The following is a 13,228-nucleotide window of genomic DNA, read 5'->3' as shown; positions in this document are numbered from 1 at the left end:
GGTTTCCTCAGAAAACATGAGAAATCGACAAACCGCGCCCCCGCCCTGTGGCCCGCATAACACCGGCCCGCCCCCTCTGCGCGGCACGGGGCAGGCGGGTGTGCAGCAGCGAGGAACGTCCGGCGCGAACTGCGGCGGGCAGAGCCCGGATGCATCGAGCGCATAGAGATCACCGGCCCCGGGGCATGGATCCCGGTGAATGCGGGCCTGCGCGTCTTTCGGTTGCCATGCATCGGCTCCTGCCTGATGATGACGCCTGGCATTGGTAAAAAGTCGTTTCAAAGCCACCCGAAAGGGCGGCCATGACCCCATGGCGCGGCAGTCAGGGGGGCCGCGCGCCGCAGCGCATATAAACCGGCAGCCCGGGCGGGAGTTTTCCCGTTAGGAAAAAAATCTGAACGAAAGTATTGATTTTTGCGGCGACTCGGGTCTGAATGCTTGCCAAACTAACACGAATGGGAGGCGCGTTATGGCGATCATCTACAGAACTTCGGCGCTTGCTCCGCGCCACGCGGAACTTGGCGCAGAGCTTGAGGACTGGAACGGCATGGGCACCGCGTGGTTCTACGACCACACGGACGAGCGGGCCGTGGCAGACTATGAAGCCGTGCGCACCAAGGCCGGGCTGATGGATGTCTCGGGTCTGAAGAAGATCCACCTGACCGGCCCGCATGCGGCCGCCGTGATCGATCGCGCCACGACGCGCAATGTCGACAAGCTGATGCCGGGCCGCGCGGTCTATGCCTGCATGCTGAACGACGACGGCAAGTTCATCGACGACTGCGTGATCTACCGCATCTCGGTCAACCACTGGATGGTCGTGCATGGCACCGGCACCGGCAATGAATCGATTGCCCTGGCGGCGCATGGCAAGAACGTCGCGGTGATCTTCGACGATGACCTGCACGACATGTCGCTGCAGGGCCCGACCGCCGTCGACTTCCTTGCCAAGCATGTGCCGGGCATCCGCGATCTGGCCTATTTCGGCATCGTTCAGACCAAGCTGTTCGGCTACCCGGTGATGATCTCGCGCACCGGCTACACCGGCGAACGCGGCTACGAGATCTTCTGCGAGGCGCGCCACGCCATCGCGCTGTGGGACAGCATCCTGAAGGATGGCACCGACGAGGGCATCCGCCCGGTGCAGTTCTCGACGCTCGACCTGCTGCGGACCGAAAGCTACCTGCTGTTCTATCCCGGCGACAACTCGGAAACCTATCCGTTCAAGGACGAGCCCTGCGGCGACACCCTGTGGGAACTGGGGCTGGAGTTCACCGTTTCGCCGGGCAAGACCGGCTTCCGCGGCGCCGAAAACCACTATGCCGCCGAGGGCAAGGAGCGCTTCAAGATCTACGGCGTCATGCTGGATGGCACGACGCCCGCCGACATGGGCGCACCGATTCTGAAGGACGGCGAGACCGTGGGCGTCGTGACCTACGGCATGTACTCGAAGCTCAACGGCTACAATGTCGGCATCGCCCGGATGCCGGTGGACTGCGCCGTGCCGGGGACCAAGCTGACCGTGCGCAACGAGGACGGCACCGAAATCGCCTGCACCGCCGAGGAAATGCCCTTCTACGACAAGGACAAGTCGATCCGCACCGCAAAGGGCTGATCGTTGGCAGGGGCGTCCTTCACGGGGCGCCCCTTTCCATATCCATGGTCCGGCCCCCCAGGGGGCAGTCGCAGCAGCAAGATGGAGCAGCCACCGCGATGTCAAAGTTCCAGTTTCCAGAAAGCATCCAGAGCCGCCCGGTCTACGGCACCCTCGCGCCGCGCCCGGGCAAGGGCCACCTGATGATCGCCGACGCCGAGGGCGCCGAGGCGCTTCTCGATCTCGCCGCGCAGGACGCCGGCCTGATGACCAAAGCCCACGTGATCTATATCCCCAAGGGCACCGATTTCGCGGACCGCCTGCGTGCGCTGAACCCCGCGCAGTTCCACGAGGGGCCCAGCTACGAGGCCTCGGTCCCGCGCATCCGCCGGGTGCTGTCGGACGCGCATATGGGGCTGCAGGTCTACCTTGCCGGAACCGAGGGACTGATGGGGCAGGCCATGAACGAGGCCACCGCCGCAGGCATCCCGCATACCGCCATCCAGACCGAACACCGCGGCTCTGTCGCGCGTCGGATGCAATGCGTGCATTGCAAGGGCATCACCGAGGACGTCATGACCGATCCCTTCACCTGTTCCCATTGCGGGTTGAACCTGTTCGTGCGCGACCACTACTCGCGCCGCATCGCCGCCTTTCAGGGCGTCTGCATCGACGCCGAAGACCCGGGCAATGTCCCCGCAGCGGTGAGGCTGTACTCATGAGCGCCGCGCCCCAGAAAGCCCGCGCCGGTGCCGAGCGCATTGCCGTCACCGTCTCTGCGGTGGTGCCGCTGAACGAGCTTGTGACACGGTTCGAGTTCACCCGCGCCGACGGCAAAGCCTTCCCGCCCTTCTCCGCGGGTGCACATACCGTCATCGAGATGAAAGACGGCGACCGTACCCGCCTGAATCCCTATTCGCTGATGTCCGACCCCGCCGATCCCACGACCTACGCGATCTCGGTGCGCCGCGACGACGCGGGTCGGGGCGGGTCGCTGTTCATGCACCGGAACGTCAAGGTCGGCGATACGATGACGCTGAGCTACCCGGTTAACCTGTTCGCGCTGGACATGCGGGCGCGCAAGCACGTCTTTCTGGCGGGCGGCATCGGCATCACGCCCTTCATGGCGATGATCGCACAGCTCGACCGCATGGGCGGGCAGTGGGAACTGCATTACGCCACCCGCAGCGCCGCGCTGGCCTCTTACGCCGAGGAGCTGACCGCCCGCTTCCCGGCGCGCGTGCATGTCTATTACGACGATCAGGGGCAGGCGCTGCCGCTGGCGGATCTTCTCGACGGTCAACCGCTGGGCACCCATGTCTATGTCTGCGGCCCGGCGGGCATGATCGACTGGGTCCACAGCACCGCCACCGCCCATGGCTGGCCCGAAGAGGCCGTGCACTCCGAGGAATTCCTCGCGCCCCAGCCCGGCAAGCCCTTCGAGGTGCGGCTCTGCCGCTCGGACATCACCATCCAGGTGGGCGAACACGAAAGCCTGCTGGAAGCGATGGAGCGTTGCGGCGTCGACGCGCCCTTCCTCTGCCGGGGCGGGGCCTGCGGCCAATGCGAAACCGACGTGGTCGAGGCGGACGGCGAATTTGTCCACCGCGACCACTGGCTGGAGGAGGAAGACCACGCCTCCGGCAAGAAGATCATGCCCTGCGTCAGCCGCTTCGTCGGCAAGACGCTGGTTCTGGACCGGTAAGGAGCAGCGACATGACGATCCAGTTCAACGAAGAGACCTTCCGCGACGACTATTCTTTCCGCAATTCCGCCTGGGCAATCAAGCGTTTCCCCTTCCCGTTCCACGAGGACAGTTACATGTACTCGGTCAACATGGAACAGCACCAGGGCGGGCCCGAGGGCTCGATCTACGAGAAACGTTTCGACGTCGACGAGCACTACCTGTCCGAGATGCAGGACCGCGCGCTGGTGCTGGCCGAGGACCCGCTGCGCTGCCAGTCGCTGCCGCATATGACGCTGGCCGGCTGGGATACGCTCGAACTGATCATGGTGTCGAAGTCCGAGGACTACCCGGACCTCTTCGAGCTGCACCGCGACGGTGACCGCTGGCGCTGGGTCAACAAGCCCATGGGCATCGACCACAGCTTTACCTTCCTCGACGAGACCACGCTGCCCTGTGGCCCGCTGGAATACATCACCCGCCAGACACAGGGCGATTTCGCCGTGCTCGACCAGCGCGACGAGATGCTGTGGATGGACGCGGGCATGGTGACGACACAGGCCGACTGGAGCCTCGATTTCGACATCGGCATGAACTTCTTCGAGTGGCACGCCCCGGTGCCGCTGGCGCATGAGATGGGCATCTTCAAGCGCGCCCTGAAGTTCCTGCTGAACGTCCAGCAAGGCGCCCCTGCGCGGCGGCTGAACTGGACCATGACGGTGAACCCGCGTCTGGATACCAGCCCCGAGAACTACCACAAATGGGGCATCCAGAAGACCACGCTGACGCCCGAGAACATCGGCGCCAAGCAGCACCTGCGGGTCGAGTTGCAGACCTTCTTCCGGCTGCCGCGCTCGAACGCGCTGCTCTTCCCGATCCGCTGCTACCTGATCGCCTTTCAGGACGTGGTGACGGTGCCGAAATGGGGCCGCCGCCTGCACCGCGTCCTGAGCGACCTGCCCGACGAGCTGGCGACCTACAAGGGCTTCATCGACAACCGTCCGATGATGCTGGACTACCTGTCGCAATACGACGACGGCTTGCCCACCAGCCCAGGCATCTGGCCGGATCTGGAAAGCGAGCCGCCGCTGCAACGCTGACATCCCTACGGGGCCCGGAAACTTCCAAAGTTTCCGGGCCGGTTTCTTTCGAAGAAACCGGCGCCCCTCAGGTGCGTTGCGGGTAGCAGATGATCGACAGGTAACGGATCGGGAAGCGGATCAGCTCTTCCGGTCCGTGCGGCGCGTCGGCGTCGAAGAACAGCGTGTCGCCCGGCTCCAGCCGGTAGGTTTCCGTGCCATGGCGGTAGCCGACACAGCCCTCCAGCATGTAGATCGTCTCGATCCCGTCGTGCTGGAAGGTCTTGAAGGTGTCGGATTCGTTGTTCAGCACGATCAGGTAGGGCTCGACGATCACGCCGCTGGAATTGGCGCCGATATGGCCCAGCAGATTGTACTGATGCCCGGCGCGGGTGCCCGCCCGCTCGATCTCGACCCCTTCGCCCGCCTTGGTGTGCACCGCCTCGCGCCGTTCCTCGAAGCCCTTGAAAAAGGCCGTCATCGGCACCGACAGGGCATTCGCAAGGGTCTGCAGCGTGGTCAGAGAGGGCGAGGTATTGCCGTTCTCGATCTTCGACAGCATCCCGATCGACAGATTGGTCAGGGCAGACAGCTCTGCCACGGTGATGTTCTGCTTCTTCCGGTAGGCGCGGACTTCACGGCCGATGGCGACTTCTAGAACCTTCTCGCGTTCCTCGCGAATGCTGTGGGGATCCTGGATGAGCTTGGTCATGGCCTTGGGGGTGTCAATTTTCATGCCTGCATATCCCTCGATGAAATCACTGTATAGGCTAACGTCCACGCTTCTTACTTTTAGCGGAATTTCACTGCATTGCAAAAAAGTTTTCCTGTGGTTAAAAAAATTGGTCTGATTGGTTCTATTGGCCCGAAGCTCGAAGAGCCTGAACCGGCCTTTGCACCGAATTCGCGACGTCTCCGGCGGGCCTAGGCGGATCGTACCGGCGCAATCGGCCAGAGCAGGCTTCCGCGGAATTGCCTTTGGCGGCGCCTCGCCGACGGGCGGAGGTTTCTTGCTCATGCATCCGAAAGGCGGGCTTGACCCTTGGTCTTGAAGGAAGACCTCGCGCCGCAGGCAGCAGCCCGCTGACGATCCCGGTGCGGGCCGATGCGCAGTCAGGGGCTTGGCGGCCACGGTGCAAGAGCGCCGCCTGCGGCCCCGCAGAGACGGGCCAGGACAACAGGTTGCGCCCCGCTTCCATTGGTTCGAAGTGGTTCAGATCGCAGCGCGCGAGGCCGCGAGCCGTTGATTCCCTGAAATAATTTTTCTCGTGAAATGAGCGAAATCCGCCGCCGCAGGCGGCAGAATCGCGGTCCCGGATCGCTGTTCCCGCCGATTCCCGCGATGACAGGCCGACCGATCCGCCGGACAGCGCGGCGGGATTCGTCCCTGCGCGCATCAGCGGGGGCAGGGGCCGGGTCGCGGTCCTGCGCGGATCGGCCCAGAGCACGACGCCCCCGACACAGGCGTGTCGGGGGCGTCGCGGATGCAAGGGAACCCGGCGCGCTTTCGGTCTCGCGCCCCGGGTGCCGGATCAGGCGTTCTGGAGGTAGGCCGCCATGCTGTCGTCCAGCGCGTCCTTCCACGGCGTGTGGTGCACCGGGGCCATGGTTCCGGTCATCACCGACTTGTAGCGGTTGTTGCGGAAGCCCATGATGTCCTCGGCCTTGTGCTTCTTCCACTGGAAGAAGGCCTCGCAGGCGCCGTCGATGTCGAAGCTGGGATAGTCGGTCTCGGCCACCAGCTCCTGGATGTAATCGGCCTGGTAGCGGATCGCGTATTTCACGTCGTCGTCCACTTCCTCACGCGCTTCGCGCTCCTTCACATCGGCCAGCATCTGCTCCTTGCTGACGCCCGAAAGGTCGATCTTGCCCATGATCGCGTCGCGCACCCACCAGGCCTGCGCGTCGAACATGTTGAAGGTGAACCACTGGTCCTGCATGCCGAGGTAGAAGAGCTTGGGGTTGTTGGCGAAGACCACGCCCTTGTAGAGATCCGCCGTCGCCAGGCGGTTGGCCGTCTTCAGGCGCAGGTCGTCGGGCAGGAAGTTGAAGAAGTGCTTGTAGCCGGTGCACAGGATGATCGCCTGCACGTCCTTCGTGGTGCCGTCCGAGAAGTAGACGGTGTTCCCGCTGACCTTCTCCATCGCCGGCTTCTCTTCCCAGTTGTCGGGCCATTTGAAGCCCATGGGCGCCGAGCGGTAGCACGAGGTGATCGACTTGGCGCCGTATTTCCAGCACTGCGAGCCAATGTCCTCGGCAGAGTAGGACGAGCCGACGACAAGGATGTCCTTGCCCGAGAATTCGCGGGCGTCGCGGAAGTCATGCGCGTGCACGAGGCGGCCGTTGAACGATTCGAAGCCTTCGTAATAGGGCACGTTCGGCGTCGAGAAGTGGCCGGATGCGCAGATCACGTGGTCGAAGTCTTCCGAGTAGACGTGGTCCTTGGTGTGATCGTGCACCGTGACCGTGAACTGGCCGGTGGCCTCGTCGAAGCTGACCCAGCGCACCGCGGTATTGAAGCGGATCAGGTCGCGGACCCCGGCCTTCTGCACGCGGCCTTCGATGTAGTCGAACAGCACGGCGCGCGGCGGGTAAGAGGCGATCTGCTTGCCGAAATGCTCTTCGAAAGAGTAATCGGCGAATTCCAGGCCCTCTTTCGGGCCGTTGGACCACAGGTAGCGGTACATCGAGCAGTGAACAGGTTCGCCGTTCTCATCCAGCCCCGTGCGCCAGGTGTAGTTCCACAACCCGCCCCAGTTGTCCTGCTTTTCGAAGCAGACGATGTCGGGGATTTCCTCGCCCTTTGCCGCCGCCGACTGGAACGCGCGAAGTTGGGCAAGGCCGGACGGTCCCGCCCCGATGATGGCAACCCGTTTCTTGGTCATTTCTGTCTCCCATGCTGAAGAGGACTTTATTGGTACTTATTGGTTGCACCAAATGTCACCCTTGTGCCGCCGTTCTGTCAAATACTTTTTTCACGGAGGCAAACAAATTTACCCTCGGGTGAATATTAGCCGTCTTGTAAAAAGGCACTCGAATGGTAGAGATTGGTATGCTGGGATCAAGTTTCGCACAGACCATCGCCGTAACCTCGCTGTTTCCCAATGATCGCGTCGGGATGACAGAGCCGGTCAATGTCGGCTTTCTGGCCCCCCTGAGCGGCCCGGTCAGCTCGTGGGGTCTTCCGGGCCTTTACGGCTGCGAGCTTTGGGCCGAGTGGCTGAACAGGGCAGGGGGCATCCTGATCGGAGGCCGCCGCTATCCGCTGCGGATCATCCCCTTCGACTGCGGCTACGATCCACAGCGCGCGATGGAAGGCGCCCGGCATCTGGTGCTGACCGAAGGGGTCAGCCTGCTGATGATGCTGGGCGGCGACACCTACACGCCGCTTCGGTCCTTCCTCAACCAGAGGCGCGTGCTGACCTCGACCCTGTTGCCCAGCGACCTGTCGCCGGACACGCGCTACCTGATCGCGCCCTCCGAGGTGCACCCGGTCTTCAACGTCACCGCGGTCGACTGGCTGGCCGAGAACGAACCGCAGCGCCGCCGGATCGCCCTGTGCAGCCAGAGAGATGCGCTGGGGCTGCCGTCGACGGCCACCTATCGCGCTGCCTTCGAGGCGGCGGGCCTGCCGGTGGTCAAGGACATCCTCTACGACCCGGAAGAGACCGACGTCGCCGCCATCGTCGACCCCATGCTGGCCCAGAAGCCGGACGTCCTGTGCTGGTGCACCAGCTACACGCCGATGGTGCACGCCATGACGGAATACGCCTATCAGGCCGGTTTCGACGGGCGCATCCTGTCCTGCACCTTCGACAACTACCCGCGCTGCGTGGCGCGGACGTCGCGCGCCTTCATGGAGGGCACGCTGTTCCAGTTCCCCGATTTCGACGACCCCAAGCTGGCGCGCAAGGCGTTCTTCTTCAACCGCCCCAAGGAGTTCTACCGGGAATACAACGCCCGCTACCCCGAGACCTGGAGCGCGGTCAGCTGGGAGTATGTGGCGATTCTCGAAATCTGGCACGCGGCAGTGGAAAAGGTCGCCTCGGTCTCGCCGGTTTCGGTCCTGACCACCATGAAGCAGATGGAGCCGGTGACCCATGCCTTCGGCCCCGCGCGCTGGTGGGGCGAGCAGGTCTTCGGCATCGACAATGCGCTGATCGGCGACTGGCCGGTGGTGCGCCTGGTGGACGGCAAGGCGCAGATCGCCGAGTTCCGGTCGGTCCCGGACTGGCTGAAGCGGCACGAGACCTTGCTGCGCAGGCACCTGCAGTCGATGGGGCAGCTGTGGCAGCAGCGCGCAGAGGCCGGCACCGTGCAGACCACCGGCCTTCTGACCCGCGAAGCCGGAGACTGACAGGCCCCGCGCGCTGCGCCTTGACGGATGGGGCCGCCGCCGACCAGCGGCCTGCGGTCACCGCTGCGCCAGAGGCCGGGCGTGGCGGGCAACCCGGTCATCGCAGGCGACGCCCCGTGTCAGGCGGCCCGGAGGTTTAACGCTCGTGCAGGAACAGCATCTGCTCTTCGACCAGATGCAGCTTGGTGATCTCGACCGCCGCCTCGACGTCCCGCGTGGCAATCGCGTTGAACAGCGAGTTGAACCGGGCCTGATAGGCCTGAATGCGTCCGGGCGTCAGGTGCTTGCGCATCAGCGCGGTGCGGAAGCTCTGCCGGCAGACCTCGATGGTCAGCTCGTAGCAGGCTTCGAGCAGGGGGTTGCGCGTGGCCCGCGCGATCGACCGGTAGAACTCTTCCTCACCCCTGATGAACTCGTTGAGGTCGGTGCGCACCGCCTCTATCCGGACCACCACCCGGGCCAGTTCCTCAAGATCCTTGGGCGTCATGTTCATCACCGCAAGGCGGGTCATCTCGGGCTCGATGATCGAACGCACGATCAGGTGGTCCAACGGGCTTGTCCGCTCTCCGATGGAACCCTGCTGCGGGGCCTCGGACCGGTGGGAATGGTAGGTGACAAAGCTGCCGCTGCCCTGCCGCCGCCGGACCATGTCACGGCTTTCGAGCACATCCAGCGCCTCGCGAACGGTGTTGCGCGACACCCCCAGCTCCGAGGCCAGCGCCCGCTCGCTCGGCAGGCGGGAATCGGGCGGATACTCCCCGGACTGGATGCGGACAAGCAGCCGGTCCACCACGATGCGGACCGTTTCCCCGATACTGCTCGGGGCGGCAGAGGCGTTGAGTCTGGTCTGGTTCATCTGTGTTTCCGTCACGGCGATCCCGGCGCGTCTTGCGCCCCGTGGCAGGACGTCCAACCTTGTATTACGCGACAAGCGGCGCTGGATACAAGAAGGCCCCGGCGCGATGCCGGGGCCTGCCAATAGGCTTTGCGGTCAGCTGCGCGCCAGCCCGTCGGGCGTTCTGGCTGCCGCCGGGGCATCGTGGGGCCGCCCGGTCGAACCCGCACCCGGCACGCTGTCCGCATGGGTGTGGACGTCCGGTTCAAGATCCCAGTACAGCTTGTCCAGACCGTCGACCTGGTCGGCATCGTCCACACGCAGTCCGACGGTGGCCTTCAGGATCACCGACAGGACCAGAGCGGTGACAACGCCGGTCCCGACGCAGGTCACGATACCGGCAAGCTGCATAAGCAGGGAAATCTCGCCGTGCTGGAAGGCATAGGCGCCTTCCTCGATGCCCAGGTACCCGCCGCGCGGGGTGCCCGCCTTGAAGATGCCAAGGAAGATCAGGCCCAGCGTGCCCGACCCAAGGAACAGCGGGAACAGCTTGTGCTCGTCGATGCCGCGCTTCAGCGTGAACTCGTAGACCGCGTAGGCGGCAAGCGGCGCGACGAGGCCCAGCAGCAGCGCCTGCCACGGCAGGTAGACGTCGAAGCCCGAGGCCCCGGCCACATAGCCCGCAAGCGGCCCGAGCAGGGTATAGGCATAGTTCTTCGAGGCATAGGCGAGGATCAGTCCGGTGACCGCGCCGCCGGCCCAGACCAGCGCATAGTTGTTCAGCGCGACGCCGACGCTGGTTTCGGCCATGGTCACGCTGAACGCCATGGCTTCGGGATCGAAGAAGAACAGGCAGGACAGGATCACCGGCGGCAGACCCGCGAAAATCATCAGCAGGCCCGGTGCGCAAAGGCCGATGCTGGGCGCCAGATAGGCCGACACGCGCGGATGCGGCTCCATCATGCCGGGGCGCTTGCCAAGCATGGGGGTGAAGACCAGCAGCATGCCCGCCGGGAACATGTAGACGAAACCCACGCCGAAGAAGTCATGAAAGCCCAGGTTGGTCAGCGGCCCGACCGACCCCCATGTGACAAGGCTGAGCGCCGAAGAGACGACGGCGGCAACCACGCAGGTGATGTAATAGGCCGCGGGCTTCATGCGCTCGGCAACCGAGAAATGCAGCAGGACGTTGATGATCCCCGCAAAGACCGCCAGGAAGAAGACGAAGATCTGGAAGGTGTTCAGGCCGGGAAAGATCGCCGGATCGACCCGGTGCGCAAGGCTGTTGGTCATGGCTCCGCCGATCCACCAGTCCTTGATGGAATCCATCAGCGTGCCTTCGACCATGATATAGTACTGCGCGGCCCAGAAGCCGAAACCGATCACGTAGTAGGTGGTGAAGCCCAGGAAGAAGCCCAGGGTCTTTTCGATGGTCGAGTTGAACAGGTTCTTCCGCCGGGTGGTGCCCGCGTCGATCAACAGCAGGCCGATCACGACGAAGATGGCGCCCACGGTCCCAGACGCGTACAGCAGGTTCTGCACGAGCTGGTTGAGCGTCACCTGTTCGGCATAGATAGTGCTAATATCCAGTGACATTAAGTCATCCCTCTTGGTTCTGGTTCTTCTGGGGACACGTGCCGACGCGAAGGCGGGCCAGGGGTCCTGCAAAAGACCATTGTTGGTGTATATTGGACCAATTTGGACCGCTTAGGCCTGTTCGGTCGCGGGTATGATGCAGGAAGAAGGCTTGTGGACCAAAGAGTTTTCTTCATGAGGGGAAATTTTTTTGCCGCGCGGGCATGGTTTTGAACAATTTTCGAACGCGCGGGACAGGGAGTTTTCGGATTTTAGATCTTGTTTTTCAGCGCCTTGCTTTCCATGCCCCCTAAGATGGAGATCCCATTGCGTTGCTTCGGCCGCGTCGCGTCAGGCTGTCTGACAAGGCCGTGTATGGGCCGATGGTTCCAGGTCTGGTCCGTTCAAATAGACCAATAGGCGCGAATCCCGGGCCCGAAACCGGCGTGAACCGCTGGGCCAGAGGGCGGGGCATCAGGGCAAGCGGCCCCAGCTTAACCATTCAGGAAGACAGCCCGGCCCCGCCGGTCCTGCGCGTCAAAAGCGCTGCGGCGGGCGCTGGCTCTACACCTTGCCCCGGCTCGGCTCGCACTTGTGCATCAAAACCCATCCCATAGCCGCTTACCCGCAGATCGTCCTGCGAGGAGAGTGACATTTCTGAATTGCTCATGGGGGAGATCGACGCCTTGGGGCGACACAGATAAATCCGGTAATCAGTCTTATGTAATGTACGGCAAGAGCGCCCCTTCACTGCGCCCTCGATAAACGGCAGCGCATCCGCAGATGCCACCGTAGCCAGGTCCGATCAATCCCGCTCCGACGTGACTTAGCAGCCCGTAGCCGCCTCTCACAGGTCGCAAGAGACCGCTCTTCGTTTGCCAAGTGAAGGACAGGCCCCTCATGACTGAAGCTCCTGATGGGCGGCGCGACGGCCTTGGCGGGCCCATGATCCGATTCCCGCAAATGTCTGGATTGCGGCTTAGAGTTGTCCCGACGGAATCCCTGGCTGGGAAAGGAGTGGAAGGGCCTGAAGGCCCCCATCACCAGGCAGGCCGAAGACGGCATCCTGTCCTGCAGGTCCCCCGCAAGGCCCGGATCAGGAGGCTTGGCGGTGAGGCGACAAGGAAGAAAGACCGCACGGGGCCATCGGGAACAAGTTCCCCGCAGACCTGATCAATTCAGCTCACCGACACCAGACCGCGAGCCTGATGCAAGCACGAATACTTCAAGGACGGTCGAGGGCGCGTCGGATCGCGATTCACCCTTGAACAGCGCTGGCCGATAAACGCGGACCCCACGGGGAGCAGTTTTTCTCGCTGGATTTTTTGGATTTTGGATGCAAGAACGCCCCGACTGATGGGATCAGTCGGGGCGTTCTGGTGTTTTTTGTATAGAGAGATTTGGTTTTTACTAGGTTTGGCGGCGACCTACTCTCCCACGTCTTGAGACGCAGTACCATCGGCGCGGAGGCACTTAACGGCCGGGTTCGGAATGGAGCCGGGTGTTTTGCTCTCGCTATGACCACCAAACCAAGGAAAAACCAAAATGCTGCGCATTTTGCTTTTGCTTGGTATGGTGAGCGGGTGTCAGGGTATCTTGCGCAGCAAGATGTCCCGGGAACCCGCACCCTAGCAAGCTGGGCGCTGATACGCAGCACAATCAACATCGTCGTCTAGGTCATGTACACGTTTTGTGTATGCTTGTTTTCCGTAATAGGTTTGATGCGCTACCGCTTTGCTACTTGAGCGCGGAGGCGTATCCAACCTTGCTGTTACTGGATCAAATCAAGCCTATCGGACCATTAGTACCGGTCAACTGAATGCATTGCTGCACTTACATCTCCGGCCTATCGACGTGGTGGTCTTCCACGGTCCTCAGGGATACCTTGTTTTGAGGGGGGCTTCCCGCTTAGATGCCTTCAGCGGTTATCCTGTCCGTTCATAGCTACCCAGCACTGCCGTTGGCACGACAACTGGTCCACCAGTGGAACGTTCACCCCGGTCCTCTCGTACTAGGGGCAACTCCTCTCAAGTATCCTACACCCACGGCAGATAGGGACCGAACTGTCTCACGACGTTCTAAACCCAGCTCACGTACCTCTTTA

The 13,228-nt window shown here is 63.0% G+C and carries 9 protein-coding genes and 1 rRNA gene; 5 read left to right on the top strand and 5 right to left on the bottom strand.

Annotated elements, in window-relative coordinates:
- The first annotated feature begins 469 nt into the window (after nucleotides 1-469).
- The 4 genes from ACN0TK_RS18380 (at nucleotide 470) to ACN0TK_RS18365 (ending at nucleotide 4,378) form a co-directional block, all read left to right on the top strand.
- On the top strand, nucleotides 470-1,615 hold the full coding sequence (locus tag ACN0TK_RS18380) for an aminomethyltransferase family protein (protein WP_347164810.1): 1,146 nt from the start codon (nucleotides 470-472) through the stop codon (nucleotides 1,613-1,615).
- A 98-nt stretch (nucleotides 1,616-1,713) separates the two neighbouring features.
- Entirely contained in the window at nucleotides 1,714-2,316 is a 603-nt protein-coding gene (dmmA, locus tag ACN0TK_RS18375; protein ID WP_417310997.1) for a dimethylamine monooxygenase subunit DmmA, read from the top strand.
- Nucleotides 2,313-3,299, top strand: a complete 987-nt coding sequence (locus ACN0TK_RS18370; protein ID WP_417310996.1) for a PDR/VanB family oxidoreductase — start codon at nucleotides 2,313-2,315, stop codon at nucleotides 3,297-3,299. The genes dmmA and ACN0TK_RS18370 overlap by 4 nt, the downstream gene beginning before the upstream one ends.
- A gap of 11 nt (nucleotides 3,300-3,310) precedes the next feature.
- The gene (locus tag ACN0TK_RS18365) at nucleotides 3,311-4,378 is read left to right on the top strand and encodes a heme-dependent oxidative N-demethylase family protein (RefSeq protein WP_417310995.1); all 1,068 of its coding nucleotides are present in this window, start codon (nucleotides 3,311-3,313) and stop codon (nucleotides 4,376-4,378) included.
- Between the two features lie 67 nt (nucleotides 4,379-4,445).
- Here the strand turns inward: ACN0TK_RS18365 and ACN0TK_RS18360 are convergent, their stop codons facing one another.
- Both ACN0TK_RS18360 and ACN0TK_RS18355 read right to left on the bottom strand, forming a co-directional pair.
- A complete protein-coding gene (locus ACN0TK_RS18360) occupies nucleotides 4,446-5,093 on the bottom strand; it encodes a helix-turn-helix domain-containing protein (RefSeq protein ID WP_417310994.1) in 648 nt (215 codons plus the stop codon).
- 796 nt (nucleotides 5,094-5,889) lie between these two features.
- Entirely contained in the window at nucleotides 5,890-7,242 is a 1,353-nt protein-coding gene (locus tag ACN0TK_RS18355; RefSeq protein ID WP_417310993.1) for a flavin-containing monooxygenase, read from the bottom strand.
- Between the two features lie 152 nt (nucleotides 7,243-7,394).
- Here ACN0TK_RS18355 and ACN0TK_RS18350 point away from each other — a divergent pair, with 152 nt between their 5' ends.
- Nucleotides 7,395-8,714, top strand: a complete 1,320-nt coding sequence (locus ACN0TK_RS18350; protein WP_417310992.1) for an ABC transporter substrate-binding protein — start codon at nucleotides 7,395-7,397, stop codon at nucleotides 8,712-8,714.
- A 136-nt stretch (nucleotides 8,715-8,850) separates the two neighbouring features.
- Here the strand turns inward: ACN0TK_RS18350 and ACN0TK_RS18345 are convergent, their stop codons facing one another.
- The 3 genes from ACN0TK_RS18345 to rrf form a co-directional block, all read right to left on the bottom strand.
- Nucleotides 8,851-9,570 carry an FCD domain-containing protein gene (locus tag ACN0TK_RS18345; protein WP_206564348.1) on the bottom strand — a complete coding sequence of 240 codons (720 nt, stop codon included), beginning with the start codon at nucleotides 9,568-9,570 and terminating at the stop codon, nucleotides 8,851-8,853.
- Between the two features lie 135 nt (nucleotides 9,571-9,705).
- Nucleotides 9,706-11,145, bottom strand: coding sequence for an ammonium transporter (locus ACN0TK_RS18340; protein ID WP_347164815.1), 1,440 nt, complete (start codon nucleotides 11,143-11,145; stop codon nucleotides 9,706-9,708).
- Nucleotides 11,146-12,538: 1,393 nt separating this feature from the next.
- Nucleotides 12,539-12,653 (bottom strand): 5S ribosomal RNA (gene rrf / locus ACN0TK_RS18335).
- Between the last annotated feature and the right edge of the window lie 575 nt (nucleotides 12,654-13,228).

Source organism: Devosia sp., from assembly GCF_048261455.1.
GTDB lineage: Bacteria > Pseudomonadota > Alphaproteobacteria > Rhizobiales > Devosiaceae > Devosia_A.
Note: the sequence above shows the minus strand (reverse complement) of the source record. Positions and strands in the feature narration are given on the sequence as shown.